The sequence below is a fragment of the Inquilinus sp. genome (assembly GCF_057815775.1).
Genome location: NZ_JBYRFX010001150.1, coordinates 1 through 25,989, shown reverse-complemented (window position 1 = coordinate 25,989; position 25,989 = coordinate 1). Strand labels below are relative to the sequence as shown.

Sequence of the window (25,989 nt, the reverse complement as noted above, 5' to 3'; positions counted from 1 at the left end):
GCGCCAATCGGCCTTGGTGGGTGGCGGGGTGATCGAAAGGAGTGGTTCGGAGGCTCCGGTCCGCATGCCTGTCCTGACGGCTGATGCCGGGTATGGGGCAACCGCCACCAAAGAGGGGGCAGGGGCATGCCCATGCCCCTTCCGGACGGCGACATCTCATTAGTTTTCCCGAATCGAGCGCGCCCCTGCCGGCCGCCTAGGGTGCCTCAGCTTCTCAGAGGCCCCGGGAGCTTTCATTCCACTTTTTCATCGCGTCCTGGCGCCGCGGACCCAGATGTTTTCGGGAAGACGAACATGCCGGACCTGACTCCCCATCTGTTGAACGGCTTCCTCCTCGCCGTCGTCCTGGTCGCGTGGCTGCAGCGCATCGCGCCGCGGCTCGGGCTGGTCGACCGGCCCACCGAGCGCAAGCGGCATGAGGGTGTGGTGCCGCGGTGCGGCGGCCTGGCGATGTTCGCCGCCTATGGGATCGGGCTCCTGATGCTGGACCCGGCCCTTCGCGGTCCCTGGGCCTTCGCCGGTGGCCTCGCCGTAATCGTCGCCGTCGGCGCGGTGGACGACCGGCTGGACATCCGACCCCTCATCCGGCTGCTGGCCCAGACCTTCGCCGCCATCGCCATGGTCGTCCTCGGCCAACATCAGATCGGCAATCTTGGCAGCAGCACCGCCGGCCTCGTCGCGGCACTGGGCGAGCCGGTGCTGTCCGGCCTCTGCGTCGGCGTGACCATCCTCTTCCTGGTCGGGCTCACCAACGCCTTTAACATGATCGACGGGCTCGACGGCCTGGCCGGCGGGATGGCAGCCGCCGCCCTGTTCTGGCTGGCGCTGCTCGCCTCCTTCATCGGGCGCGACGGGCTGGTGATGCAGATCGGCCTGCTCCTGGCCGCAGTGCTCGGCTTTCTCATGTTCAACACGCGCCATCGCTGGCGGCCGCGGGCCACCGTGTTCATGGGCGATGCCGGCAGCATGATGCTGGGCGCCGCGATCGGCTTCTTCGTCGTCGATCTCTCGTCCGGGCCGCAACCGACGATGCCGTTCCCGGTTCTGCTCTGGGTCTGCATCATCCCGATGCTCGACATCCTCAGCCTAATCATCCGACGGATGCTGGTGGGGCGCAGCCCGTTCTCGCCCGACCGCTGGCACCTGCACCACCTGCTGCTGGATCTCGGCATGCCGCACGCGATCGTGTCGGCCTTCCTGGCCGGGCTGGCGATCCTGCTGGGGGCGATCGCCTATCTCGGCGAGGTGTTCCGCATCCCCGACGCGGTGCTGACCGTGGGGCTGCTGGTGCCGGGCGCGATGCATGCCAGCTTCGTCTGGGCCGCGACGCGGCGTGGCCGTGCCCCGGCTGCCGGCAGTCTGGTCTCGGATTCCAAGCAATGAAATTCGCCTATTTCTGCTTCCCGCATCTCGGCGGCACCTATTCCGTCTTCCGCCACCTGCATGCGGGACTCGGTCCGGCCGGCATCGATGTCCAGTGGCTCGGCTGCGGGCCCGGCGCCCATGCCGCGCTGGCCAGCCCGGCCTTCCGGGCCGAGGGCGTGCGCGGCAGTTTGGCCGGGCGCCGGGACGACGACGACAAGGCCAGCGCCCGGGCGATGATCGATGCCATCGAGGGCGGCGGCTATGACGGCGTCTTCGTCAATGTCTGCGCCGACCGGGTGCAGACCAATGTCGTCCGCTATCTCTCGCCCGAGATCACCCGGGTGATGATCGTGCACAACATCACGCCCGGCACTTATGCCGCCGCCCGGACGATCCGCGATCACGTCCATGCGACCGTCGGCGTCTCCGAACGCATCCGGGCCGACCTGACGGCGCATCACGGCTTCGATCGCGACCGGACGGTGGTGATCCCGAACGGGATCGAAGCGACGGGCATCGCCGGCGCCGACCGCCAGCCGCGCGGGGCCGGCCTTCGCCTGCTCTATCTCGGGCGGGTCGAGGACCAGGCCAAGGGGGTGTTCTGGCTGCCGCGCATCCTGCGCGAGGCGCCGGACGGGGTCACGCTCACCGTCGCCGGCGACGGGCCGGACCTCGCCAGGCTGAAGCACCGCTGCGCCGATCTCGGCTCGCGCATCCGCTTCGCCGGGGCCGTGGCGCCGGACGCCGTGGGCGCCCTGCTGGCCGAACACGACGCGCTGATCATGCCGTCGCGCTTCGAGGGCTTCCCGGTGACGCTGGTGGAGGCGATGACGGCGGGCTGCGTGCCGGTCGCGTCGCTGCTGCGCGGCGTGACCGACATGGCGATCCGGGATGGCGAGAACGGCCGTCTGTTCCCGGTGGGCGACACCGCGGCCGCGGCCGCCTGCCTAGCGCAGCTGCTGCGCGACCCGGCGGCGCTGGCCCGGATGTCGGCTCAGTCGAGCCTCACGGCGCGCGACCAGTTCGGCGTCGCCCTGATGGCCGAACGATACCGCGACCTGCTCGAGGGCCTCGCCCGGACGCGACCGGCGGTGGCCGCCCCGCTCGACCTGGCACGCTGGCGTTTCCCGCCTGGGCTCCGGCCCGGCCTCAGAACCTACCTGCCCACCTTCGTCAAGAATTCGGTTCGAACGCTGCGCGAACGTCAGGCCTGACGCGCCGGCCGTCCCCAGTGCTGGAGTTTTTCATGATCCCCGTTTCGGTCATCATTCCCACCCTGAACGAAGTCGCGAACATCCCGCCCTGCCTCGAAGCCCTGCGGGAGTTCGACCAGGTGCTGGTCGTCGACAGCCTGAGCAAGGATGGTACCGCTGAGGAGGCCGACCGGCTCGGCGCCACCGTCGTGGAATTCCGCTGGAACGGGCAGTACCCGAAGAAGAAGGAGTGGGGGATGATCCATCCCCTGGTCCGCAACGACTGGGTGCTGGCCCTCGATGCCGACGAGATCCTGTCGCCGGAGCTGGTGCGGGAGATCGCCCGCCTGTTCGAGAAGGGGCAGCAGCCCCGCCACGCCGGCTATTTCATCGATGGGCGCTACGTCTTCCTGGGCACGCCGCTCCGCTACGGGCATCACAATTCGAAGCTGATGCTGTCCGACCGCCGCCGCACCGCTTATCCACACCCGGCCGATATCGGCGTCCAGGGCGGGTGGGAGGTCGAGGGCCACTACCAGCCGGCGATCAAGGGAACCGTGGGCCGTCTGCGCGCGGCGCTGACCCATTGGGACCGCAAGCCGCTGTCGGCCCTGCTGCGCCGCTACGACCTATACACCGATTGGGAGGCGCTGCTGGCGGTGCAGGGCGTCATGGTGCAGCTGGCCGAAACGGACACAGCCTATCGCCGCCTGCTGAAGACGATCTTCCGGCGGATTCCGGCCCGCGGTCTGGTCGCCTTCCTGCATTCCTACGTGCTGAAGCTGGGCTTCCTCGACGGCACCGCCGGTTTCCACTTCGCCATGTCGCGCTTCTTCTACTATTGGCAGTCGGCACTGAAGCGGCAAGAACTGACGATGATGGCCGCGGGCCAGGTCACGGCAGCCCCGCCGCTGGTCGCGGCGGCAACCCACGCCGCACCCGCCCAGACGCCGGCCCGGGCAGGATGACCGGGGCCGGGGCGGCAGCGTCGTGAACTGGATCGCCACCTGGCTGCTGGTCGGCTTCGTCTGCTGCATGCTGCTGGCAGCGATGCGACGGAAGGGCAGGATCTACGAATTCCCGTTCCTGGCCGGTGCCATCACCTTCTCCTTCATCCTGCCGCAGCTGCCCGGCTTGGCGAACGACCCGTTCCTGCCGGACGGCGCGTATGTCCGGGCCGTCGTCTTCACCATCATGTGCGTGGCGATGTGCTGGCTCGGCTGGAAGCCGGACCGCCCTATCATGAAGGCGTTCCGCTGGCAGCTGGACGAACGCCGGCTCCTGATCGCATCGGCCGGCCTGTCGCTGATCGGCGCCTATTTCTACTACCAGCTCGGCCGCATCCCGATCGAGCAGGCGGTGGCGACGCAGTTCACCGGCTGGTACGTGGTGCTGTTCTTCTTCTCCAAGCTGCTGCCTTACGGTCTTTGCGTCTCGCTGCTGTGCCTGCTCCGGCGGCCATCCTACATGGCGCTCGGCATCACCCTGTTCGACGCCGTCTTCTACCTCGACCGCATCTTCGTCACCGGCAAGCGAGGCGAGACGACCGAACTTGTGCTGATGATCGCCCTGGCGGTGTGGTTCCAGCGACGCCGGGCGATCCCCTATGTCCTCATCCTCGCCGGCGTCCTCGGCGGCACGGTGATGATGAGCAGCACCGAAGACTACCGGGATCTCAGCCGCGCCAAGGAACAGCCAGGGTCCGTCCAGGTCACCCAGCTGTCACCCCTGCAGAAGTTCGAGACGCTGATCGAGACCGGCGGGCCGGAGATGCGCAACGCCATCTTCCGCATCAACGCGGTCGAACAGTCGATGGTGTTCGATTACGGGCTGTTCCACTGGAACATCCTGGTGTTCAACTACGTCCCGGCGCAGCTGGTCGGCCGCTCCCTCAAGGATGCGCTGCTGATCCAGATCGACGGGCAATACGCCCGCGACTACGACCCGCCGAACGGCACGACCGAAACCGGGATGTCCGATGCCTTCGCGTCGCTCTGGTTCTTCGGCGCGATCAAGTTCTTCATCATCGCCTTCGTCCTCAGCCGGCTCTACGGCGCGGCGATGGCCGGGCATGCCGTGCCGCAGCTATTCTACATGCTGCTGATCGTGCCCGGCATGCACTCGATCTCGCATCACACCCAATGGCTGCTCACGGAATGGATCCAGGTGATGCTGCTGCTGGTCCCGGCGCTCTGTTACGCCCGGATTCCGCAGCGTGAGGCAACACCGATGCCGGCCCTGGCGATGGAAACGACAGCATGAAGGATCTCGACATTCCGCAGCCGCGCCTCGGCGGGGCGACCTTCGCTTTGTCCGATCGCCTGCTGCGGCTGCTGTGGATGATGGTGTGGGGGCTGCTCGGCGCCTGGACGCCACCGCCGCTGCACCGGTGGCGGCGGCTGCTGCTGGTCGCCTTCGGCGCCCGGATCCACGCCACCGCCCGCGTCTACGGCCACACCCGGATCTGGTGGCCGGCCAACCTGACGATGGAGGCGCAGGCGTCGATCGCGCCCGGCGTCACCTGCTACAACGTTGCCTCGATCACGATCGGGCCGTTCGCCAGCGTCTCGCAGGGAGCGCATCTGTGCACCGGCACGCATGACATCGATGTCGCGGCGTTCCCGCTCGTGGCGCGTCCGATCCGCATCGGTGCCCAGGCCTGGGTGGCGGCCGAGGCCTTCGTCGGCCCCGGCGTGACGGTCGGGGAGGGGGCGGTGTTGGGCGCGCGTGGCGTCGCGTTCCGCGACCTGGCGCCATGGACCGTCTTCGCCGGCAATCCGGCACGGCCAATCCGGCTGCGGGAACGGTCGGACGACGCCGGCACAGGGCCGGCCTGACGGCCTGTCAGGCCAGCCTGACCGTGTCGGGCTGAGGCCGCTGTCCCAGCATCCAGCGATACACCTCTTCCAGCTGCCGGGTGGCGGCTTCCCAGGAAAAGCAGTCGGTGACGAGCTGCTGCCCGCGTTGCCCCATGGCCGCGCGCTGTTCGTCGGTCATGGCCGTCAGCCGGCGCAGCCCGTCGGCGATCGATCCGACCTCCGGGTCGATGGCGATGGCTGCGTCGCGGGCGAAGCCTTCCGGCAGATTGCATTGCGGCGTCAGCAGCGCCGGCAGCCCGTGCGACCAGGCCTCCAGCGCGGCCAGCGGCATGCCCTCGCTGAACGACGGCAGGGCGAAGGCATCCGCAGCGGCGTAGGACGCGGCCTTGTCGATGCCATAGGCCGGGCCGACGAAATGGATGCTGTCTGCCTCCCCGACCTGCGCCGCGAGGGATTTCAGCTCCTGCAGATACGGCTCCGGGCCCGGGCCGACGAAGACGAGATGCCAGAGCCGCGCTGCCGGCCAGTTTTCCTGCAGCGCCGACCATGCCCGGATCAGTTGGCCGGGACCCTTCTTGGGGGTGAGGCGGCCGAGAAACAGCAGGATGCGGGCATCCGCGGGAAGGCGCTCCCGCCAGCCCGGCTCCGCCAGGTCCGCCGGGGGCGGGTTGACGCCGTTAGGAATGACGCAGATCGGGGACCGGTACCCCAGCGCGCGGATCGATTCGGCTTCGGAGTGACCGACGGCGTGCAGGCAAGACGCGTTTTGCAGATGCGCATCCTCGTACAGCCGCATCGCGATCCGCTTCTTCCAGGATTTATTGGCCAGGGCCCAGGGGTCGAGCATGCCCTGCGGGCTGATCAGGTAGGGGCGCCGGGTCTTGGCGTGCCAGCGCCGCGCCGCGATCGATGGATACATCCACAGGCCATGCACATGCAGCAGGTCGACATCGGAGTTCCGCAGCGTCGCGGTGAGGTCCGAGGAATAGCCGAACGATCGTGGTCCCCGCGTCTTCGCCTGGTTCATCGCGATGCCGTCCCAGCCGGCCGGATCCGCATTGCCGCCGCGATCGAGCGTGAACACCTCGACCTCGAGCGACGGCGGCCGATGCATGGTCCGGCTCAGCTCCCGGATCAGCTCCGAGATGCCGCCATCGGCGGAGGCCGTCGAGGCCACGAGCATTCCGACCTTGAGCGGGGCCGGCTGCGATGCCTCCCGGGCGGATGATGTGGGCCAGGACGGGGCGGACAGGCGGACAGGCTTCGAAGACATGGCCGATCCTTCTAGTTGGAGGCGTGCCTGGCCATGCGGTCATCCGCAGCCATCGGCAGGGCCGGCCTGGCGCCGTCGAGAGCTTCGCGCAGACGGCGGCCATAGGCGCTCAGGTCGAAATCCTTCGCCCTGATCCGGGCCTGGCGCGACATTTCCGCGAGACGGCCGCGGCTCTCGTGCAGGCCCGTCAGGGCCTCGACGATCGCATCGGCGTCGCGGATGGGGACGATGACGCCATCGGTGCCGTCGCGCACCACGCTGCCGGTGTTGGCGGTGGTGACCGCGGGCAACCCGGCCGCCAGCGCCTCATAGACCACGGTCGCCGAGCCTTCGCAGATGGACGGCAGCAGGAAGACGTCGGCCCAGGCGTAGTGGTCCAGGATCTCCAGCCGCGGCACGGGGCCGGTCAACTCGACCACGTCACCCAGCGTGGATCGCACGGGCTGGGGCAGGTTGCAGCTTCCGACCATGCGGAAAACCGCCCGGCCCGCCATCCGCCGTGCGGCCTCGGCGACATAGGGCGACCCCTTCCGCAGCCCGACGGCGCCGACGGTCAGGACCCGCAGCGGGCCGCCGATCCGGTTGCGGTCCGGGATCTGGAAGCGCGTGTCGACGCCATACGGCACCAGCACGCACCGCTCCGCCGGGCCACCGCTCTCGATCACGGTCCGCAGGACGAACTCGGACGGGCAGACGATCACGTCGGCGACCGCCCATTCCGCCTTCTCTCGCGCGCCGAATGCCTCGGCATGGAGATCCAGCGGCCCGGCCCCCTGCCAATCCGGAAAGCGCTCGGCCTCCTCGAGGATCAGCCGGTCGACGACGCCGCGGGGCGCGATGATCTGTTCGACCGCGGTCCACAGCCCCTGGGCACGGGCGGCCTGCATCTGCTCCAGGCATTCGCCGGCGATGCCGTAGAAACCGCTGGCGTTGCCGAAACCCGACCGCGCGACGCGCTGCGAGAACTGCCGGGCCACATGCAGTGCCGCCCAGGTCTCCTCGGACAGATTGCGGGCTCGCATCCGGCGCAGGGCGAACTCCAGCCCGATTCCGGCGAAGCAGGTCATCCGGTCCCCCGGGATCTCGGCCGGGTTTCGCCCGATGAGGCGGCGGAGGCCGCGCTGCCGCAGCTTGCCCGGCAGCAGCTTCAGCAGCCGGGGCCAGCCCTTGGTCGCACAGATGTCGGTGTAGAAGTGTTCGAGCTGGCCGCTGCGGTACAGGATGCGCGGCACGGCATAATGCATGCGGGCGCCCAGCTGGCTGACGACGACGGTGCCGCTCACGACGCCTTCCTTTCCTGCGTCACTCGCGGTTCGGCGGCGCGGCCGGGGTCGGTGTTCGCCACGGTCTGGGGCAGCAGGCTGTCCATCAGCCCGATCCATTCGGTGCAGCCCCGGGCCTCCGTGTATTCGGCCTCGAACAGCCGCCGAGCATTCGCCGCCATGCGGTCGCAGGCGGCCGGCGCCTGCTGCAGCGTTACGATGTGTCGGGCCAGGCCTTCGGCATCGCCGATCGCGACGGCGTGGCCGCATTCGCCATGTTTGACGGCCCTAGACACCTCCCCGTCGAGGTCGCCGACGAACAGGGTCGGACGGCCGGCCGCCAGGATGCCGTAGAACTTGCTCGGGATGATGCAGGGTTCCAGCGGCGGCAGCAGCGAGACGAGATGGGCGTCGGCGGCGCCGAGGCTTTCCGCCAGGCGCTCGCGCGGCTGGAACGGCCGGAAGACGACGTTGTCCAGGCCGTGGTCGTGGATCCAGCGTTCGACCGCCGCGCGCTTGTGGCCGTTGCCGATGAACAGAAACCGGATGTCGGCCCGGTCCTTCAGCCGCTCTGCGGCGGTCAGGATGGTGTCGAACTCATGGGCCCGGCCGAAATTGCCGGAATAGCCGACCACGAATTTGTCCGTCAGGCCCCATTCCCGGCGCAGGGCGTTGTCCTCACGCCGGACCGGGCGGATGCCGTCGCCATCGGCCCAGTGGCGGATGGTGGCCAGCGTCCGGGTGGGAATTCCGCGCCGGCCGAGCAGCCGTGTCATCGCCTCGATCGGCGCCACGTTGCGCTCGGCCCGCGCCAGGGACCAGTCGCGCAGGCGCAGGGCGATGGAGCCGAGCCGGCTGGCGCCGGGAACGCCGAGTTCCAACGCCACCTCCGGGAACAAATCGTGCAGCCAGTTGACCATGCGCGCGCCTTTGAGCCGGAGCGGCAGGGCCAGCGTGACCGAGAGCATCGGCGGGTCGGTGCAGACGACGCAGACATCTCCCCGCCGGGCATGGCGCAGCGTCCACAGCGCTGCCGAGAGATGGAAGGTCAGGTAGTCGAGCGCCCGGCCCCACAGCCGCGAACGCCCGAAGCGCGAGGTCGCCAGGCGATGGATTGCCAGGTCGCCGACCTTGTCGTCGGCCGGAAGCCGCTGCCGCCGGTCGTTGTGAACGTCCCGGCTGGCCAGGCCGACCACATCGAACCCCCGGGCGGCAAGGGCGGAAGCCAGGCTAGACGTCATCCGGCTGGTCGCGGATTCGTCAGGATAGAGATATCGATTTATCAGAATGATCTTCATCGCTGGATATCCCTGCCGACGCCACTGAATCGCTTGAAAAATCCCGTGTCGCCGGTCTGCGGGATCGCCAGGTCCCGGACGGGCACACGAAGCGCCGGGCTCGCTGAAAGCCATGGCATCTGCACAGTGGCGGCGCATCCCGCGGTCCAACAAGGGCCGAAAAGGCGGTAGCGAGAGGCTTTGGCCGGCACCGGCTACCGCCCCCGGACCTAGGCGTTCATCCGTCGGAGGTAGGGGGGTAGATGACGGTCATCCTCTTTGGATTTCCAATTACACCCAATGAGCGTCCGGCCGATCAGCCTCTATTCCCCTTTGATAATATTGTAGTCGGGCCAATTTCGATATCATTTGTCGGTCGCCAGATATTGGCGTTGTGCAAATTATACTCGGCATCTCATCTCATCTGGTAGGAAATAATGGCAATCACTGATGTCGAATTTGGAGAAGACGTCGTTATATTCCATCGCGACCTGGTCAACATTTATGGATGCACCATAGGGTCGCACACCCGGATCGGGCCATTTGTCGAGATCCAGAAGGGCGCCCGGATCGGCGCGTCCTGCAAGATTTCCTCCCATTCCTTTATCTGCGACGGCGTCGTGATCGAGGACGAGGTGATGATCGCCCACGGGGTGATGTTCACCAACGGCCTGCTGCCGGAGGCGACGAACGAGGATGGCAGCCTGCAGCGCGACGGTGAATGGGAGCTTTCGCCCACGCTCATCCGCCGGCGCGCCTCGATCGGATCCAACGCCACGATCGTCTGCGGCGTCACCGTCGGGATCGGAGCCCTTGTCGGGGCCGGCGCCGTCGTCACCCGGGATGTCCCTGATTACGCCATCGTCGCCGGCGTTCCGGCCCGCGTGATCGGCGACATCCGCGAGCGCCGCAAGCAACTCAGCCCGAAGCCGGCCCGACTGCAGCCCGTCCTCGAAACCCTGACCAGCGAGACCGCACTATGATCGGCATCGGCGTGATCGGATATGGCTATTGGGGGCCGAACCTGGCCCGCGTGGTGACCGAGACCGAAGGCTGCAGCATCGCCGCCATCGCGGATCAGTCGGCCGACGCGCTGCGGCGGGCGCACAAGCGGCACCCGACCGCCCGGCTGGCCGGCGACTGGCAGGACCTGGTGAGCGATCCGCGAGTCGACGTGGTGATGGTGGCGACACCGGTTTCGGCCCATTTCGACATCGCGCTCGCGGCGCTGCGGGCCGGGAAGCACGTCTTCGTGGAAAAGCCGATCACGGAGACGGCGGCGCAGGCCGAGATCCTGATCGAGGAAGCGGCGCGGCGTGGCCTGACACTGATGGTCGACCACACCTTCGTCTACACCGGCGCGGTCCAGGCCATCCAGGGCATGATCGAGTCTGGTGCGCTCGGCGACCTCTATTACTACGACTCCACGCGCATCAACCTGGGTCTGTTCCAGCGCGACGTGAACGTGCTGTGGGACCTGGCGGTGCATGATCTCGCCATCCTGGACTTTATCCTGCCGTCGGAGCCGCTGGCGGTTTCGGCCAGCGGCGTCGGCCATTTCCCCGGCAGCCCGGAGAACATGGCGCAGCTGACGATCTTCTTCTCCAGCGGCGCCATCGCCCATCTCAACGTCAACTGGCTGGCGCCGGTCAAGATCCGCCAGACCCTGATCGGCGGCAGCCGGAAGATGATCGTCTATGACGATCTGCAGACCAGCGAGAAGATCAAGATCTACGACCGTGGCGTCAACGTCTCCAGCGATCCGGAAGAAGTCCGGAAGGCCATGGTGTCGTACCGGATGGGCGACATGTCATCGCCCCAGATATCGGTCAAGGAAGCGCTGCTGACCGAAATCGAACATTTCGTCCAATGCATCGAGGCCAAGACCAGCCCCGTGACCGACGGGTCGAGCGGCCTCCGTGTCGTCAAACTGCTGGAAGCCGCATCGCTGTCGATGCGCCAGCGTGGCCAGCCCATCGATCTCGTCAAGCTGCGGAGAGCTTCATGATCCCGTTCCTCGACCTGCGCGCCCAATACGCAGCCATCGGCCCCGAACTCGAACGGGCGATGCTGGAGGTGATGCGCAGCGGCGATTACGTCATGGGCGCGCCGGTGGCGGATTTCGAGGACGCCTTCGCTGCCTATTGCGGTGCACGGGAGTCGGTCGCCCTCAACACCGGCACGTCGGCGCTGCATCTGGCCCTGCTTGCGGCGGGGGTCGGTCCTGGCGACGAGGTAATCACGGTCCCGATGACCTTCGTCGCCACCGTCGCCGCCATTCTGTACACGGGCGCCACGCCTGTTTTCGTCGACATCGACCCACAGACCTGGACGATGGACCCCGCCGGCATCGAGGCGGCGCTGACGCCCAGGACCAAGGCGATCATTCCGGTTCACCTCCACGGCCGCATCGCCGACATGGACGCGATCCTGCCGATCGCCCGCCGTCATGGCCTCTGGGTGATCGAGGATGCGGCACAGGCCCATGGCGCGAAGCGGAACGGCATCTCCGCCGGCACTTTCGGGGATATCGGCTGCTTCAGCTTCTACCCCGGCAAGAACCTGGGCGCCTGCGGCGAGGGCGGCGGAATCGTGACGGACCGGGCGGATCTGGCAGAAACGATCCGCTGCCTGCGCGACTGGGGCCAGAACGGCAAGTACAACCACGTTCGGCTCGGCTTCAATTTCCGTATGGACGCGCTCCAGGGAGCGGCGCTCGATGTCAAGCTGCGCCATCTCGACGACTGGACGGCGGCCCGGCGGCGGATCGCGGGGCTCTATGACCAGGCCCTGGCCGAAACCGGCGTCCAGCTGCCGACACCGGCGGGCGGGGATCACGCCTATCACGTTTACGCCATCCGGGTGAAAGACCGGGACAATGTGCGGGCGCGACTGGCCCAGGTCGGCATTTCAACCGGGATCCACTATCCGCGGCCGGTCCATCTGCAGCCGGCCTATGCCCATCTCGGCCACGGACCAGGGCATTTCCCGGTCAGCGAGGCCATGGCGGTCGAGACCTTGTCGCTGCCGATCTACCCCGAGCTGGCGGACAGCGCCGTGGAGCAGATCGCCTGGGCGGTTTCGCAGATCTGCCAACCACTAAGGGCCTCGGTCGCCTGACCGACGCCAATTCCAAACCACAGGATTGAATCATCATGTCCAGCCAAAGCGGCATTCTGGCCGACAAGCGCGTGCTGGTGACCGGTGGAGCCGGTTTCGTCGGGTCGAGGATCGTCGACCAGCTCGTCTCGGCCGGATGCTCCGAGATCCTCGTCGTCGACAACATGATCCGCGGCCGGCCGGAAAACCTGACGGGGGCGATGGCCAGCGGTCGCGTCCGCCTGATTGATCTCGACATCCGCGACCGCTCGGTCGTGGCCGGACTGGTCGACGGGATCGACACGGTCTTCCACCAGGCGGCGCTGCGCATCACCCATTGCGCGGCCGAGCCCCGGCTGGCGATGGAGGTGATGGTCGATGCGACCTTCGACCTGCTCGAGCAATGCGTCGCCTCCAAGGTGCGCAAGGTGGTGATGGCGTCTTCGGCCTCGATCTACGGCATGGCGGACAGCTTCCCGACCAATGAGGTCCACCACCCTTACGCCAACCGAACCCTGTACGGCGCGGCCAAGAGCTTCGGCGAGGGGCTGCTGCGGTCCTTCAACGACATGTACGGGCTCGACTACGTGGCGCTGCGCTACTTCAACGTCTACGGCCCGGGCATGGACATCCATGGCCGCTACACCGAGGTGATGATCCGCTGGATGGAGCGGATCGAATCGGGCTCCGCGCCGGTAATTTATGGCGACGGCCTGCAGACCATGGATCTGGTCAATGTCGACGACGTCGCGCGGGCCAACATCCTGGCGGCCACCGCCGATGCCACCGACATGGTGTTCAATGTCGGCACCGGCACCGAGACCTCGCTGCTGGAGTTGGCGCAGATGATGACCGGCGTGATGGGCCGGCCGTGGCTGACCCCGACGCATGTGGCGGAACGGGCGGTCAACCCGGTGGCCAAGCGCACCGCCGACATCAGCAATGCCGAACAGCATCTCGGCTTCCGGGCCAACCTGCCGCTCGAGGCCGGGCTGCGTGAACTGGTGGCCTGGTGGCGCGAGGCCTCGGCCAGCAGCCCGACGGCGCCGATGCCGCAGGCCGTCGAGGTGGCCGCCCAATGATCCCGATCGCCCAGCCCCTGCTCGGGGAAGCCGAGGTCGCCGCCGCCGCGGCGGTGATCCGGTCCGGCTGGCTGACGCAAGGGCCGCAGGTCGCGGCCTTCGAGGCGGAGTTCGCTGCCTTCGTCGGCGCCGGCCACGCCTGTGCAGTCTCGAACTGCACCGTCGCGCTACATCTGGCCTTGCTGACCCTCGGGGTCGGGCCGGGCGACGAGGTCATCACCGTCAGCCACAGCTTCATCGCCACCGCCAACACCATCCGCCAGTGCGGGGCGGTGCCGGTCTTCATCGATGTCGACGCGCCCACCTTCAACATCGACCCCGCCGGCATCGAGCAGGCGATCACGCCACGCACCAAGGCCATTCTCTGCGTCCATCAAATGGGCATGCCCTGCGATCTCGCCGCCATCGTGCCGATCGCCCGGGCCCAAGGCCTCGCCGTCATCGAGGATGCGGCCTGCGCGGCCGGATCGGAGATCCGGATCGATAGCGAATGGGAGCGGGTCGGCCGCACGCGGGGCGACATCGCCTGCTTCTCCTTCCATCCGCGCAAGTTGGTCAGCGTCGGCGACGGCGGCATGCTGACGACGGACAACCCGGCCTGGGATGCCCGGTTCCGCCTGCTTCGCCAGCACGGCATGTCGGTGCCCGACACGGTCCGGCATGGCAGCCAGACCGTCATCTTCGAGGAATATAGCGAGCCGGCGTACAACTATCGGCTCACCGACCTCCAGGCTGCGATCGGGCGCGAACAGCTCAAGCGGCTGCCGGAGATCGTGGCGCGGCGGCGCGAGCTGGCGGACAATTATCGCCAATTGCTGTGCGTCGTCGACGGGATCACGCCGCCGGTGGAGCCCGACTGGGCGCGTTCGAACTGGCAGAGCTATTGCGTGCGGCTGCCGCCCGAGGCCGATCAGCGGGCGGTGATGCAGCACATGCTGGACAACGGAATTGCCACCCGCCGCGGCGTGATGTGCGCGCATCTGGAACCGGCCTATGCCGGCGAGGAGCTGCGGACGCCGCTGCCGGAATCCGAACAGGCGCGCGACCGCTGCATCCTGCTGCCACTGTTCCCGCAGATGACCGTGGCGATGCAGATCCAGGTCGTCGAGGAACTCCGGCGGGTGCTCGATCCCGGATACCGCGCTCGCTCGGAGCAGGCTCGTGTCGCGTAAGGCGGCGTCGATCATGACGGCGCGCCAGCCCGACGCGACGGAGGATCTTCTCCGCCTGATGCATCAGCAGATCGCGGCCACCGGACTCGACCTGCGCGGAATGACCGTGCTGACAGAGGCGGCGACGGGGGCCTACGCGACGACCCCGGTCATCGCCGCGCTGGCCGGCGCGGCGCGGGTGTGGGCGTTCACACGCGGCAGCCGCCACGGCTCCGTGGCCGAAGTGAGGGCCGGGACCCTGGCCCTGGCGGAGGCCGCCGGTGTCAGCGGCCCGATCTCGGTGATCGAGGAGCTGTCGCCGCGGATCCTTGGGATGACCGACATCGTCACCAACAGCGGGCATCTGCGGCCGCTCGATGCGGCGATGATCGAACACCTGCCGCAGCGGGCCGTCATCGGCCTGATGTTCGAGGGCTGGGAGTTCCGGACCGACGACATCGACCGTGCGGCCTGTTCGCGCCGCAGCATCCCCATCGTCGGCGTGAACGAGCGGCATCCCGCGGTCGGGGTCTTCGCCTTCCTCGGCCCCCTCTGCGTGCAGCTGCTGCGCGATGCCGGGCTGTCGGCAGCCGGCTGGCGCATCGCCGTCCTATGCGACAATCCCTTTGCGCCCTTCCTCGCCGATGGCTTGGCCGCCGCCGGTGCTTCGGCCGACCTCTTCGACAGTGCCGACGCCGTGCCGCCCGGTCCGTGGGACGCCGTGGTGGTGTCCCTGCGGCCCGAGGACGACCGGCTGCGCCTGACCGACCGGGAGATCGAGCACCTCGCCCGCGTAGCGCCGGGTGCGCTGCTGGCGCAGTTCTGGGGCGACATCGACCGTGATGCTGCCCGTCGGCACGGCTTCTCCGTCTGCCCCCCGAACGCACCTCATCCCGGCCATATGGCGATCCTGCTGGGTGCGCTTGGGCCGGAGCCGATCATCCGGCTGCAGACCGGTGGATTGCGGGCCGCCGAGATCATCCATCGCGGGCTGCCGATCGGGCCCGGCGGGATCGCGGAGCCGCTTTGACCGGATGGATCACGGCGGCTCTGCCATTGGATTTGCTCGCGCTTCTTGCCCTATCCCAAAAGTGGATGGGTCGAACCGGGGGCACGTCCTTTAGGCAGAATGCTGTCTCGGGCGGGTCGAAGTAAGTTCGAGATCCGATAATACCAACGAATTATTTCATAATTTGACGCCTGGAGCTGTGAGATGACCGAGAAGGTTGCCCTTATCATTGGTGTGACGGGCCAGGACGGCGCCTATCTTGCCGAACTTCTCCTGTCGAAGGGCTATGTTGTTCACGGCACCAAGCGTCGGTCGTCGTCCTTCAACACGCAGCGGATCGATCATCTGTACCAGGATCCGCATGAAGAGGATGTCCGGTTTCACATCCACTATGGCGACCTGACCGACGGCACCAATCTCTGCCGGATCATCCAGGAGGTGATGCCGGACGAGATCTACAATCTCGGGGCGCAGAGCCACGTCCAGGTCAGCTTCGAAACGCCCGAATACACCGCCAATACCGACGCGCTCGGGGTGATGCGACTGCTCGAAGCGATGCGGATCCTCAAGCTCGGGGATCGCTGCCGCTTCTACCAGGCGTCGACGTCCGAGCTGTTCGGACAGGTGCAGCAGGTGCCGCAGAACGAAGGCACGCCGTTCTATCCGCGCAGCCCTTATGCCGTCGCCAAGCTCTATGCCTATTGGATCACGGTGAATTATCGCGAGGCCTACGGCTTCCATGCGTCGAACGGCATCCTGTTCAACCATGAGAGCCCGATCCGCGGCGAGACCTTCGTCACCCGCAAGATCAGCCGCGCCGTCGCCGCGATCGAGCGTGGACTGCAGCAGAACATCTTCCTCGGCAATCTCGACGCCAAGCGGGATTGGGGCCATGCGCGCGACTATGTCGAGGGTATGTGGCGGATCCTGCAGCAGGATGTGGCGGATGATTACGTGCTCGCCACCGGCGAGACCCACACCGTTCGGGAATTCGTCGAGCTGGCCTTCCGCACCGTCGGGCGCGACATCGAGTGGGTGGGCGATGGTGTCGAGGAGAAGGGGCTGGATGCGCGGACCGGATCGCCGCTGATCGAGATCGATCCGCGTTATTTCCGGCCGACCGAGGTCGAATTGCTGCTGGGCGACCCGACGAAGGCGCGGGAAAAGCTGGGCTGGCGGCACACCACATCGTTCGAGGATCTGGTGGCGGAAATGGTCCAGTCGGACCTCCACGCCGTCATGCGGGAAGTGGGGCGAAATGACCGTTTCGAATGATAGCGGATCCGCGGCCGCGCCAGCGCCGATCGATCTTCGCGGCAAGCGGGTCTGGGTCGCCGGCCACCGCGGCATGGTCGGGTCGGCCCTGTGCCGAAGGCTGTCGACCGAGGCATGCGAGGTCCTGACTGTCGACCGCGGAGCCGTCGATCTGACCGACCAGGCGGCGACGAACGCCTGGGTGGACCAGGCCCGGCCCGAACTCGTGTTCGTCGCCGCGGCGCGCGTCGGCGGCATCATCGCCAACGCGACCTATCCGGCGGATTTCATCTACGACAACCTGATGATCGCGGCGAACATCGTGCACGCCGCGCATCGCGCCGGCGTCGAGAAGCTTCTGTATCTCGGGTCGAGCTGCATCTACCCGCGCGAGACGGCCCAGCCGATCCGGGAGGAACAACTGCTGACCGGCGCGCTCGAGCCGACCAACGAGCCCTATGCCGTGGCCAAGATCGCCGGCCTCAAGCTCGCCGAAAGCTATGCCCGCCAGCATGGCAGCCGTTTCGTCAGCGCGTTGCCGACCAGCCTGTACGGGCCGAACGACAATTTCGACCCGGAGACGTCGCATGTGCTACCGGCGCTGATCCGGCGTTTCCACGAAGCGAAGGTGGCCGGCCTTCCGGCCGTCACGATATGGGGCTCCGGCCGGCCGCGACGGGAATTCCTCCATGTCGACGATCTCGCCGATGCCTGCGTGCTGGTGATGCGCCGCTATGACGGGCGGCCGCCGCTCAACATTGGGGTCGGTGAAGATATCGCCATCGCCGACCTGGCGGCGCTTGTCGCCGAGATCACGGGCTATCGCGGGCAGATCCTGTTCGACACGACGCGGCCGGACGGGACGCCGCGGAAGCTGCTGGATGTCAGCCGGATGAGCGCGCTGGGCTGGAGCCCGCGCATCGGCCTGGGCGAGGGCATCGTTGACACCTATGAGCGCTGGCTCGCCGCCGGCGGGCAGGGCGCCGAGGTCCGGCGCGCCGCCTCGGCCTAGCTCCACCTCCCGGACTGAGGTCGCGAATCCGGTTTCGGGCCGAAGCCACCCGCTTCGACCCGATCGCGTTTGGGGCAGCCGCGCCTTCAGCTAGTTCAGCGTCAGGCGCAGCCCGCTCGTCGTCAGCTTCTGCTCGATATGGACAATGTCGCCGGGCTGGACCACGGTCTGCTCCTCGGCGGGAATGTCCTGGTACCGGCCATCGACCAGGCGGGTGATGGCATAGGCCGTCGTCATCGTCGTGATCGCCGAGGCCGTGGTGTCGGCCTGGCGCTTCAGCTCGGACAGCGAGGCCAGCAGGGACGCCAGTTTCTGGTCGTTCCGCGCGATGTCGAGATCGACCTCGCGCAGTTGGGTGGCGTTGTCGTCCGCCATCTTGCTGTGCAGCTCGACGATGCGCTGATCCACATCCAGTTGGTTCTGATGGGCGCGGGCCAGGAACGATTGCCGCTCCAGTCCATCGCGCTGGGTCGCGGAATATTCGCGCTGCACCTCGCGCAGGCGCGACTGGATGGTGAGCTTCTGGTCCGCCAGCGTCTTGGTCGCCGCGACGTCCTCGGCCATCAGGGCCAGTTCGGCGTCGTGCAGCTTGATGCTCTGCTCCAGGGCGGCGATTTCCGGATCGTAGCTGGCGCGCTGGTCCTGCAGCGCCTTTTCCTGATTGCGCAGGACTTCCTGGCGGGTTCGGAACAGCATCGCCTCGGCGTCGACGACATGCTGCATCACCCCGGCGTCCAGCACGCTGTCATGATCGGGCAGGGGGAAGCTGAACTCGCTGCCGGACATCTCGGCCGCAATCCGGGCGTGCCGGACCCGAAGCGAAAACTGCTGCAGCTTCAGGTCGGTGTATTGCTGCTCCGTGTCGATCAGTTGCAGCTTGCCGCTCTCGGTGGTGAACTCCGCACGCCGGGTGCCGCCGCCGACCGCGACCAACTCCAGCGCGATCATGCCGGGCCGGTACTGGTACTGCCCTGGGCGGTCGACGTCGCCGACGACGAAGACTGGCGCATATTCGTCGATCGACACCCGCACGGCATTGCCGTTCTGCACGTACTGGCTCAGGCCGCGGCCGATGCGGTCGGCAATCTCGGTCGGCGTCAATTTCGCCACTGGCACATCACCGAGCATGGGGTATCCGATGCTGCCATCCGGGCCGATGCGGAACTTGCCGGAGAACGCTTCCTGCCCGGCGACGCTGATTATCAGCGTGTCGCCCGGGCCGGCATGATAGGCGGAAGACTGCTGGGCGAAGGCGGTGCCGGCAAGCGGGCCGGCCCAGACCAGGCCGGCGAGAAGCGGAAGGAATCGCGGCAGGGTCGAATACCGCGAGCGCCGTGAGGTGGGGCTGGTCATGTTGATCATTGTCCTGGTGGAACCGGCGGTCCTGCGATGTGGCGTCAGGCTTCCCGGGCGATGCCGATGCCGTCCTTGACCTCGTAGGGCCTGGGCCGCGGCGCCGGGCCTTCGGTGGGGGCCGGCCCGGCCAGCCGGTCGATCTCGTCCTGCTCAAGGCGATAGCCGGACACGCCGTTGAGGATGAGCCCGGAGACGGGCGTGCCGCGGAACGTCAGATGCCGGATCGAGGACAGGACGGCGCTGCGGGTGCTCTTGCCCCAGCGGGCGACGAGCAGCACGGCATCGACAAGGGAGCCAAGCTGCGCCGCGTCCGTCGACGCCCTGACCGCGCCGGTGTCGATGATGATGCGGTCATAGCGCTTGCGCAGCCGTGACAGGAGATCCTGGAACCCCGGCTCGCCGAGGAGATGTTCGGCGGTCAACGCGTCGGGGCGTGCGGCGATGAAATGACTGGGCGAAAGCCTGTCATTCGCGATCGCTTCGTCTAGGCGCTGGCCATCGCGGATCAGGTCCAGCAGCGACACCGGCGGTGTGACGCCCATCTGTTCGGCGATTGTCGGGTTGCGCAGATCCGCGTCGATCAGGATCACCTTCTGTCCGGCCAGAGCCATCGATCGGGCCAGGGCGATGCACAAGGTCGTCTTGCCGTCGCCGGCATCGGCTGAAGTCAGGGCCAGGACCTGCGCCCGGCGGGTTGCCGGCGCGAGGAACAGCGTCGATCGCAGCCGGCGGGCCGCTTCGCCGAAGGGTGAATCCGGCTGTTCCACCACGGCGGCATGGACCGGCATCGCGCCGGCATGGTGGAATTGCGGGATCAGGTCGAAGACAGGCAGCTCCGTGGCATCCTCGAGATCGCGGCGGGACCGGATCCGGACGTCGAATGTCTCGCGCAACAGCGCCAAGCCGACGCCGAGGCCGCATCCGGCCAGGAGGCTGAGCATGACGAAGGGCATCAGCCGGGGACTTGCCGGCACACCCGGCGGTTCCGCCTGGGAGATCAGGCGGGCCTCGGGCACGGCCAGGCCATCCTGCTCGATCGTCTGCTTGTAGCGGGTCAGATAGCTCTCATAGATCGTGCGATTGGCGCTGGCCTCGCGGTCCAGCTGGTTCAACTGCAACTGCGCGGTGTTGGCCGTCGCCTGCGCCGTCTCGGCCTGCTGGAAGGCGAGCTGGAGCGCGTCTTCCTTGTGCTGTTCGACCGCGATCTCGTTTGCCAGGCTGGCGACAACACGGTCGACTTCCTGCCGGATCTGCTGCCGCAGCGACGCCTGCTGCGACCGCAGCGCGGGGATGTCGTTGGCCTTGACCGCGCCGGTATCGGCATATTCGGTCAACTGGCGCTCGACCTTCGCCTGTTCCGCCCGCAATTCCTGGATGATCGGCGACTTCAGCACCTCGGCAAAGGAATCCAGGCCGTCATCGCTCTGGACCAGGCCCTTCGCCGTTTCCAGCCGGGCCTCGGCCGCCGCGCGGTCTGCCCGGGCCTGGATCAAGGCCGTGTTCAGGGTGTTGAGCCGCTGGGCTTCGAGGCTGGCGCCCTCCGAGACGACCATGCCGGCGCTGCGCCGGAAGGTCTCGACCGAGCTCTCCGAGACCTCGAGCTTGTGCCGCAGATCCGACAGCTTGGCGCCGAGCCAGTCGCTGGCGTGCCGCGTGGCGGCGGCCTGCACATCGGTCTGATAGTCGAGATAGGCCTCACCGAAGGCGTTGGCGACCATGGCCGCATAGGCCGGGCTCGCAGCGGTGAAAACGATGAAGATGGTGTAGGAGCGGCCGTCGTTGCTGACCTTCAGGTTGTCGAGCAACTGGTCGACCCGCTCGCGCCGTTCGGCCGGGGACAGGAGGGCGGGCGATCCCGCCGGAGTCTCGGCCGCTGCCGATGGGGCAACTCCCTGCTGCTGCAGCCGGTCAAGCACCCGCTCCGCCATCAGCCGGGAACTGATGACGTCCAGCTCGGTGCGCAGCACCGGGCTTTCCTGCGGCAGCGGCGACAGCACGGCTTCGGTCGAAAGGATCTGAAGCCGGCGGACGTCGAGCGCGACGACCGCCTCGGCGACATAGCGGCGCGGCGAGGTCGCATACAGGGTGAGCCCGAGCGCCAGGAGCGACACCGCGGGAATGGCGATAGCCAGCTTCCGGCGGCGGAAGCAGTTCAGATAGTCCCGCAGGCCCCAGCTATGCCGATTGGCATGTGGCTTCGACACGATCACGTCGGTGGATCCTTGCGCTGATACGAGGAACAGTAGGGAGCAGACGAATGCCGGCCGCTTCCGCGTGCAATCTTGACCGCGGGCGGATCGCTTCGGTGCTACCTGAATCGAAACTCAGTCGGTGTGGAGTTGTCCGGTCGACGTTTCTCGCGGGAACAGATCTCTGATCTTGAATGCGACCTCGGTGCGGTTCCTGGCCTTGAGCTTCTTCATGATGTTGCGGATGTGCACCTTCACGGTGCTCTCGCACAGGTTGAGCTCATAGGCGATGATCTTGTTGGCCTTGCCGCGCCGAAGCGCATCCACCACAGCCGCCTGCCGGGCGGTGAACAGTGTGCCCAGATCCGGCGATACTGCCGTCGTCTCCGCCGTCATGCGCTTGTGGATCGAAAGCAGACTGCTAACGGGGACGAAGACGCCACCGGCACGGGCTAGCCGCACCGCTTCCACCGCGACATTGAGGCCGACGCTGGTCGGAATATAGCCCCGCGCGCCGTATTCGAGGATCTTCATGATGTGGGTCAGACTGTCGACATCGCCGATCGCAATGACCGGGGTGCCTTTGAACTCCTCTGATAGACCGCTGATGTCGAGTTCGACATTGGGATCATCGAAGTTGCGCGACCCCAGGCTCAGCAGGATGGCCGAGGCACGGCCATGCAGTTCGGTCGCCTCACGCCATTCCCCGATACCGCTGAACGAGAATACCGAGGTGTCGGCATCGTTCGCCAGCAGGCCCTTGGCCAAGCATTCCCGATCCAGCGCACGGGAGTCGATGACGATCACGGTCGCCGCATTGGTTCGTAGTTTCGATACCGAGGCACCGGGGTAGTGAGAGGGGGCATCCAGATGGGTGTTGTCAGCGATCGCGGCGGCATTGGAATAATTCGTTCTCGCCAGGTTACTGGATGTTTCAATACGATAGGTCATTTCTGTCCCCCTGTAGCTTGCCGCGGCTTCTGCGGCGAGGTTCGGTGTGAGATATTCTGTTTTAGTAAAATTTTATGCATATTCGCTCGGCTCGCGCTGCTTTGTGCATTTTCCAGACATCTCCAGTTTTCCTTGGAGGAGAAAAAATATTTCCAAGATTTACTGAAGATATATTTCGGACGTCGCAAGTATCACGCTGTCGATGGGAGATATTATCGCATTATGCAAAAATTTGAGCTAATATAAGTTAATCAATTACTACCTCTTTCGAGGGGCGGTGCCGACAAAGATGGAGGGGTATTTCCAGTGTGCTATAACACTTATGCGAGATAGCGGCCGGTTCTGCCCGGCCTCGCCTTTGCGATAGGCCAGAACTCTACTGTCAGGATGCATAAGTACTGGACCACGCCGGAGCCGGGAGTCCGTTCGGCTAATGGGCTCAGGCCGGCAGCAACGCCGCATCAAATCGGGAGTAGGACGGCGCCGGCTCGAAGCCGTCAGGATGCTTGGCGTGCCAGGCCAGGGCCGAGCGGATGATGGTCGGTAGCGTGCTGTTCACCGGTCGCCAGCCGAGATCGCGCCCGATCCTGTCGGGGCAGGCAACCAGCGTCGCCGGATCGCCGTCGCGCCGCGGCCGCATCACGGTGGCAATGCGCCTTCCGGTGATCATCTCCGTGGCTTCGATGATGCTCTTGACACTGTAACCGGTCCCCGAGCCGACATTGTAGCGCAGCCGACCCGATCTTCTAAGATTCAGCAAGGCCCTGACATGGGCGTCGGCTAGGTCGAGAACATGGACGTAATCCCGGATACAGGTCCCATCCGGCGTCGGATGGTCGGCGCCGAAAATGTCGACATGCTCGCGCCGCCCGAGGGCGGCCTGGATGACGATCGGGATCAGGTGCGTTTCCGGATCATGGGCTTCGCCGAGGTCGGCGCAGAACAGCGCGCCGGACGCATTGAAATAGCGCAGGGCGGCGGTACGGACGCCACAGGCCTCCTCCAGCCATCGCAGGACCCCCTCGCACATCACCTTCGATTCCCCATAGGGATTGTTTGGGGCGATCGCCCTGTCTTCGTCGATCTTCTCGCCGCTGTCGGCGTTGAAGATGCTTGCGGTCGAGGACAGCAGGAAGCCCGAGACGCCGGTCGCGGCTGACGACTGCGCCAGGTTGGTCATGATCGTCAGGTTGTGCCGGATGTATTCCATCGGGTTCCGATATGAGTCGCCGACCAAGCTGCGTGCGGCAAAATTCATGACGGCGCTGGGCTTCCCGTCCGCGAAGAGCTGCGAGACATGGTCTTGGTCCCGCAAGTCGCAATGGACGAAGGAGGCTCGCTCGGGGACGGCGTCCCGATGGCCCGTGGACAGGTCGTCCAGGATCGTGACGCGGAAGCCGAGGCGACACAGCAGCCAGGCCACATGGCTGCCGACGTAGCCGGCGCCGCCGGCGACGAAAACATGGTCGTCCGGCGCGGGTTTGGCAGGGGCGGTGAGGCTCATGGCTCTGCTTCCTTCAGCGATGGGTGGTCTGGGTGCCCGATCGGGCATCGATGCTATTCGGAGGGGCCGCCTCGTCCCCTGCGGCGAGGCAGCCGCGGGACCGGGGCTTGAGCAGTCCTGGCTGGCGAGTGCGCGATGACATCGCGTGCATCCTGCTCGTCGACCTCCTGGTGATCCGGCGCGGAGGCACGGATCGGCCGGTGGTTCAGATAGCCCGGGTCGAACTGCGCCAGCGCCGTCAGCCCTTTGCGATCGAGGAATTCGACCTCCGCATTCCGGAACGCGAGCAGGCCACGTTCGCGCAACTCCCGCAGCACCCTGTTGACGTGAATGGCGGTCAGGCCGAGCACGTTGGCGAGATCATGCTGGGTCAGAGGGCAGGAATAGCCGTGACGTGTCCCGTGGCCGATACGTTCGAGCCGCACGCCCAGTTCGAGCAGGAAATGCGCGATCCGGGCGGTGGCGGACCGGCGGCCGATATCGACCAGGCGTTCTGCAAGGATCGCGCCGTCCTGGCTCGCGGCCCATAACAGGGACGACGCCACGCGCGGCCATTGCTGGAACAGTCGGAGGATCGCGATGTTGGAAATCTCGGCAGCCTCGATTTCGGTGATCGTACCGAAGCTCTGATCGGGAGAGGCCAGCAGGCCGGTTCTCAGCCCGGCGATGTCTCCCGGAATCAGGACATCGATCACCTGCCGGCTGCCGTCCTGCAAATCCTTGAAAGTGTAAGCCCAACCTCGCATGATGACGTACAGGGTCTTAATCCCCTCAGCAGGGCGCGGAAAATCTAGCCTGGCCGGAAATTTCTTCGTATTCCCTTGCAGTATTTGGATGATTCTTATGTCCTCGGCGGATAAATCGCCCGTTAACATCAACCTTTCGGTCATCGGGGATTTCTTTTGCTCCATCCCAAATATCTTCCTCGGTTGCCTGCTGAGCGAGGCGTCCCATTCAATATCTGTTGCATTTGATTAAATTTCAATATGCCGGACACTAGATCGTTCTGGCATGAAGATCCACCGAAGGTGGGAGCACCGATTCCAAGCGGGCCGTCAGGTCCGACGAAATCAGCGCCCAGGCGCTGCCCCGAGCGTCGTCCTAACTAACTGCATATATCCAGGACAAGGAGCGAAAGTAACCTGAACAAGTGGTGGTCCGCGGCCGATCTTCCGGCGAGGCCATGCCGTGTCGATAGGCCGAATGAGCCATTATCTCTCGTCGACCATACCAGATTGGAGGACAGCCTCTCCTATCGGTCGAGGGGCCTCATTCCACCTCAGTCGATGCGGTGGATGGAGCAGAAATCCTCCCCTCCATTCGAGGCAACCTGCTGTGTCGGTGACCTGACCAAGCGTCCTACTCGACGCGTCCGATTTCATGCCGGTGGCGGAAGAAACCGGGGCGATTCTAGCCATCGGCGACTGGGTGCTGCAGCAAGCCTGCGCCGTTGCCATGGCCTGGCCAAGGCAGATGCGGCTTGCCGTAAACCTGTCGCAGGTGCAGTTCGGCAAGCATGCTCTAGTGCGGTTGGACGAACATTCGCTGCGCGCCACCGGGATCGAACCGGCCCGGCTTAAGCTCGAGATCACCGAGACCGTCCTGCTCAACGACGATATCGGGACCCGGTCTGCCCTGGGACAACTGCGTGAGTTGGGGATGCGGATCAGCATCGACGATTTCGGAACCGGCTATTCGTCCCTGAGCCATCTGCGCAGCTTCTCCATCGACAAGATCAAGGTCGATCAGGGGTTCGTGCGGACCCTTGAGGAGGGCGGTGAATCCAGCGTGATCATCAAGGCGATCCTGGCGCTGGCAGAGGGCTTGAAGATTGAGGCGTGCGCCGAAGGTGTCGCGACCGAAGCGCAGGTGCGGGAATTCCTCGCCCGGGCGTCATAGCGGTCAGCCTGCGACGACACCCCGGCCGCGCCGGCTGCGTGGCATGATTGTCAGTCCTGCCTGACAATCGAGCATCGAAGGCATGTTGCAAGGCAGTCAGCAGGTGCCTGCCGATTCGCTCCGCCATATTTTACAAAAACCGCGATAGCCTAAAATCCAATACGTCGAATGGCATAATAAGCCGAATTCAGAATTTATTCACAGAATAAAAAAATATTTTCCTAGTAAATTTCGAATTTAAAATAAGATATTATTCAATTTCATCAGAATCAATTTAATTTCTTGCGGCATGTT

At 66.1% G+C, this 25,989-nt stretch carries 21 protein-coding genes and 1 pseudogene; 14 read left to right on the top strand and 8 right to left on the bottom strand.

The window, feature by feature from the left end:
* The first annotated feature begins 294 nt into the window (after positions 1 to 294).
* Genes AC3XYG_RS40835 through AC3XYG_RS40815 form a run of 5 tightly spaced genes read left to right on the top strand, consistent with a single transcriptional unit; the run spans position 295 to position 5,395 of the window.
* A complete protein-coding gene (locus AC3XYG_RS40835; protein WP_489145647.1) occupies positions 295 to 1,383 on the top strand; it encodes an MraY family glycosyltransferase in 1,089 nt (362 codons plus the stop codon).
* Positions 1,380 to 2,579, top strand: coding sequence for a glycosyltransferase family 4 protein (locus AC3XYG_RS40830; protein WP_489145646.1), 1,200 nt, complete (start codon positions 1,380 to 1,382; stop codon positions 2,577 to 2,579). Before AC3XYG_RS40835 ends, AC3XYG_RS40830 begins: the two co-directional genes overlap by 4 nt.
* Before the next feature lie 32 nt (positions 2,580 to 2,611).
* On the top strand, positions 2,612 to 3,526 hold the full coding sequence (locus tag AC3XYG_RS40825; protein WP_489145645.1) for a glycosyltransferase family 2 protein: 915 nt from the start codon (positions 2,612 to 2,614) through the stop codon (positions 3,524 to 3,526).
* 22 nt (positions 3,527 to 3,548) lie between these two features.
* The gene (locus tag AC3XYG_RS40820) at positions 3,549 to 4,820 is read left to right on the top strand and encodes a hypothetical protein (protein ID WP_489145644.1); all 1,272 of its coding nucleotides are present in this window, start codon (positions 3,549 to 3,551) and stop codon (positions 4,818 to 4,820) included.
* Entirely contained in the window at positions 4,817 to 5,395 is a 579-nt protein-coding gene (locus AC3XYG_RS40815) for an LbetaH domain-containing protein (protein ID WP_489145643.1), read from the top strand. Before AC3XYG_RS40820 ends, AC3XYG_RS40815 begins: the two co-directional genes overlap by 4 nt.
* A 7-nt stretch (positions 5,396 to 5,402) precedes the next feature.
* Here the strand turns inward: AC3XYG_RS40815 and AC3XYG_RS40810 are convergent, their stop codons facing one another.
* From AC3XYG_RS40810 to AC3XYG_RS40800, 3 genes are read right to left on the bottom strand one after another with little or no spacing between them, the layout of a single operon-like run.
* A complete protein-coding gene (locus tag AC3XYG_RS40810; RefSeq protein ID WP_489145642.1) occupies positions 5,403 to 6,650 on the bottom strand; it encodes a glycosyltransferase in 1,248 nt (415 codons plus the stop codon).
* Between the two features lie 11 nt (positions 6,651 to 6,661).
* On the bottom strand, positions 6,662 to 7,933 hold the full coding sequence (locus tag AC3XYG_RS40805) for a glycosyltransferase family 4 protein (RefSeq protein WP_489145641.1): 1,272 nt from the start codon (positions 7,931 to 7,933) through the stop codon (positions 6,662 to 6,664).
* Complete coding sequence (locus AC3XYG_RS40800; protein ID WP_489145640.1) at positions 7,930 to 9,153, bottom strand: glycosyltransferase family 4 protein; 1,224 nt, start codon at positions 9,151 to 9,153, stop codon at positions 7,930 to 7,932. Before AC3XYG_RS40800 ends, AC3XYG_RS40805 begins: the two co-directional genes overlap by 4 nt.
* A gap of 473 nt (positions 9,154 to 9,626) precedes the next feature.
* On the opposite strand from AC3XYG_RS40800, the gene AC3XYG_RS40795 reads away from it, so the two are divergent.
* The 8 genes from AC3XYG_RS40795 to AC3XYG_RS40760 all read left to right on the top strand — a co-directional run bounded on the left by AC3XYG_RS40795 (position 9,627) and on the right by AC3XYG_RS40760 (position 17,796).
* Positions 9,627 to 10,172, top strand: a complete 546-nt coding sequence (locus AC3XYG_RS40795; protein WP_489145639.1) for an acyltransferase — start codon at positions 9,627 to 9,629, stop codon at positions 10,170 to 10,172.
* Positions 10,169 to 11,197: a Gfo/Idh/MocA family protein gene (locus tag AC3XYG_RS40790; RefSeq protein WP_489145638.1), complete on the top strand. Its 1,029-nt coding sequence runs from the start codon at positions 10,169 to 10,171 to the stop codon at positions 11,195 to 11,197. Before AC3XYG_RS40795 ends, AC3XYG_RS40790 begins: the two co-directional genes overlap by 4 nt.
* Positions 11,194 to 12,309, top strand: a complete 1,116-nt coding sequence (locus AC3XYG_RS40785; RefSeq protein WP_489145637.1) for a DegT/DnrJ/EryC1/StrS family aminotransferase — start codon at positions 11,194 to 11,196, stop codon at positions 12,307 to 12,309. The genes AC3XYG_RS40790 and AC3XYG_RS40785 overlap by 4 nt, the downstream gene beginning before the upstream one ends.
* A 35-nt stretch (positions 12,310 to 12,344) precedes the next feature.
* On the top strand, positions 12,345 to 13,370 hold the full coding sequence (locus AC3XYG_RS40780) for an NAD-dependent epimerase/dehydratase family protein (protein ID WP_489145636.1): 1,026 nt from the start codon (positions 12,345 to 12,347) through the stop codon (positions 13,368 to 13,370).
* Entirely contained in the window at positions 13,367 to 14,542 is a 1,176-nt protein-coding gene (locus AC3XYG_RS40775) for a DegT/DnrJ/EryC1/StrS family aminotransferase (protein ID WP_489145635.1), read from the top strand. The genes AC3XYG_RS40780 and AC3XYG_RS40775 overlap by 4 nt, the downstream gene beginning before the upstream one ends.
* Entirely contained in the window at positions 14,532 to 15,551 is a 1,020-nt protein-coding gene (locus AC3XYG_RS40770; protein WP_489145634.1) for a hypothetical protein, read from the top strand. The genes AC3XYG_RS40775 and AC3XYG_RS40770 overlap by 11 nt, the downstream gene beginning before the upstream one ends.
* 183 nt (positions 15,552 to 15,734) lie before the next feature.
* Positions 15,735 to 16,805 carry a GDP-mannose 4,6-dehydratase gene (gene gmd, locus AC3XYG_RS40765; protein ID WP_489145633.1) on the top strand — a complete coding sequence of 357 codons (1,071 nt, stop codon included), beginning with the start codon at positions 15,735 to 15,737 and terminating at the stop codon, positions 16,803 to 16,805.
* The gene (locus AC3XYG_RS40760; RefSeq protein ID WP_489145632.1) at positions 16,789 to 17,796 is read left to right on the top strand and encodes a GDP-L-fucose synthase family protein; all 1,008 of its coding nucleotides are present in this window, start codon (positions 16,789 to 16,791) and stop codon (positions 17,794 to 17,796) included. The genes gmd and AC3XYG_RS40760 overlap by 17 nt, the downstream gene beginning before the upstream one ends.
* A 90-nt stretch (positions 17,797 to 17,886) precedes the next feature.
* On the opposite strand, the gene AC3XYG_RS40755 is transcribed toward AC3XYG_RS40760, so the two are convergent.
* The 5 genes from AC3XYG_RS40755 to AC3XYG_RS40735 form a co-directional block, all read right to left on the bottom strand.
* Entirely contained in the window at positions 17,887 to 19,149 is a 1,263-nt protein-coding gene (locus AC3XYG_RS40755; protein ID WP_489145631.1) for a polysaccharide biosynthesis/export family protein, read from the bottom strand.
* Positions 19,150 to 19,193: 44 nt separating this feature from the next.
* Positions 19,194 to 21,362: a GumC family protein gene (locus AC3XYG_RS40750; RefSeq protein ID WP_489145630.1), complete on the bottom strand. Its 2,169-nt coding sequence runs from the start codon at positions 21,360 to 21,362 to the stop codon at positions 19,194 to 19,196.
* 114 nt (positions 21,363 to 21,476) lie between these two features.
* On the bottom strand, positions 21,477 to 22,292 hold the full coding sequence (locus AC3XYG_RS40745; RefSeq protein WP_489145629.1) for a response regulator transcription factor: 816 nt from the start codon (positions 22,290 to 22,292) through the stop codon (positions 21,477 to 21,479).
* Between the two features lie 439 nt (positions 22,293 to 22,731).
* On the bottom strand, positions 22,732 to 23,796 hold the full coding sequence (gene galE / locus AC3XYG_RS40740) for a UDP-glucose 4-epimerase GalE (protein WP_489145628.1): 1,065 nt from the start codon (positions 23,794 to 23,796) through the stop codon (positions 22,732 to 22,734).
* A gap of 53 nt (positions 23,797 to 23,849) precedes the next feature.
* Positions 23,850 to 24,707 carry a Crp/Fnr family transcriptional regulator gene (locus tag AC3XYG_RS40735; protein WP_489145627.1) on the bottom strand — a complete coding sequence of 286 codons (858 nt, stop codon included), beginning with the start codon at positions 24,705 to 24,707 and terminating at the stop codon, positions 23,850 to 23,852.
* A gap of 463 nt (positions 24,708 to 25,170) precedes the next feature.
* Here AC3XYG_RS40735 and AC3XYG_RS40730 point away from each other — a divergent pair.
* Positions 25,171 to 25,695 (top strand): annotated as a pseudogene (locus AC3XYG_RS40730) (EAL domain-containing protein); the annotation flags it as partial.
* Between the last annotated feature and the right edge of the window lie 294 nt (positions 25,696 to 25,989).

What these genes read in the sequence shown, in the direction of transcription:
- AC3XYG_RS40760 (WP_489145632.1), top strand. Translation starts at nt 16,789, where the DNA reads ATGACCGTTTCGAATGATAGCGGATCCGCGGCCGCGCCAGCGCCGATC.
- AC3XYG_RS40780 (WP_489145636.1), top strand. Translation starts at nt 12,345, where the DNA reads ATGTCCAGCCAAAGCGGCATTCTGGCCGACAAGCGCGTGCTGGTGACC.
- AC3XYG_RS40790 (WP_489145638.1), top strand. Translation starts at nt 10,169, where the DNA reads ATGATCGGCATCGGCGTGATCGGATATGGCTATTGGGGGCCGAACCTG.
- AC3XYG_RS40835 (WP_489145647.1), top strand. Translation starts at nt 295, where the DNA reads ATGCCGGACCTGACTCCCCATCTGTTGAACGGCTTCCTCCTCGCCGTC.
- AC3XYG_RS40735 (WP_489145627.1), bottom strand. Translation starts at nt 24,707, where the DNA reads ATGGAGCAAAAGAAATCCCCGATGACCGAAAGGTTGATGTTAACGGGC.
- AC3XYG_RS40755 (WP_489145631.1), bottom strand. Translation starts at nt 19,149, where the DNA reads ATGACCAGCCCCACCTCACGGCGCTCGCGGTATTCGACCCTGCCGCGA.
- AC3XYG_RS40830 (WP_489145646.1), top strand. Translation starts at nt 1,380, where the DNA reads ATGAAATTCGCCTATTTCTGCTTCCCGCATCTCGGCGGCACCTATTCC.
- AC3XYG_RS40785 (WP_489145637.1), top strand. Translation starts at nt 11,194, where the DNA reads ATGATCCCGTTCCTCGACCTGCGCGCCCAATACGCAGCCATCGGCCCC.
- AC3XYG_RS40810 (WP_489145642.1), bottom strand. Translation starts at nt 6,650, where the DNA reads ATGTCTTCGAAGCCTGTCCGCCTGTCCGCCCCGTCCTGGCCCACATCA.
- AC3XYG_RS40800 (WP_489145640.1), bottom strand. Translation starts at nt 9,153, where the DNA reads ATGACGTCTAGCCTGGCTTCCGCCCTTGCCGCCCGGGGGTTCGATGTG.
- galE (WP_489145628.1), bottom strand. Translation starts at nt 23,796, where the DNA reads ATGAGCCTCACCGCCCCTGCCAAACCCGCGCCGGACGACCATGTTTTC.
- gmd (WP_489145633.1), top strand. Translation starts at nt 15,735, where the DNA reads ATGACCGAGAAGGTTGCCCTTATCATTGGTGTGACGGGCCAGGACGGC.
- AC3XYG_RS40795 (WP_489145639.1), top strand. Translation starts at nt 9,627, where the DNA reads ATGGCAATCACTGATGTCGAATTTGGAGAAGACGTCGTTATATTCCAT.
- AC3XYG_RS40815 (WP_489145643.1), top strand. Translation starts at nt 4,817, where the DNA reads ATGAAGGATCTCGACATTCCGCAGCCGCGCCTCGGCGGGGCGACCTTC.
- AC3XYG_RS40745 (WP_489145629.1), bottom strand. Translation starts at nt 22,292, where the DNA reads ATGACCTATCGTATTGAAACATCCAGTAACCTGGCGAGAACGAATTAT.
- AC3XYG_RS40775 (WP_489145635.1), top strand. Translation starts at nt 13,367, where the DNA reads ATGATCCCGATCGCCCAGCCCCTGCTCGGGGAAGCCGAGGTCGCCGCC.
- AC3XYG_RS40825 (WP_489145645.1), top strand. Translation starts at nt 2,612, where the DNA reads ATGATCCCCGTTTCGGTCATCATTCCCACCCTGAACGAAGTCGCGAAC.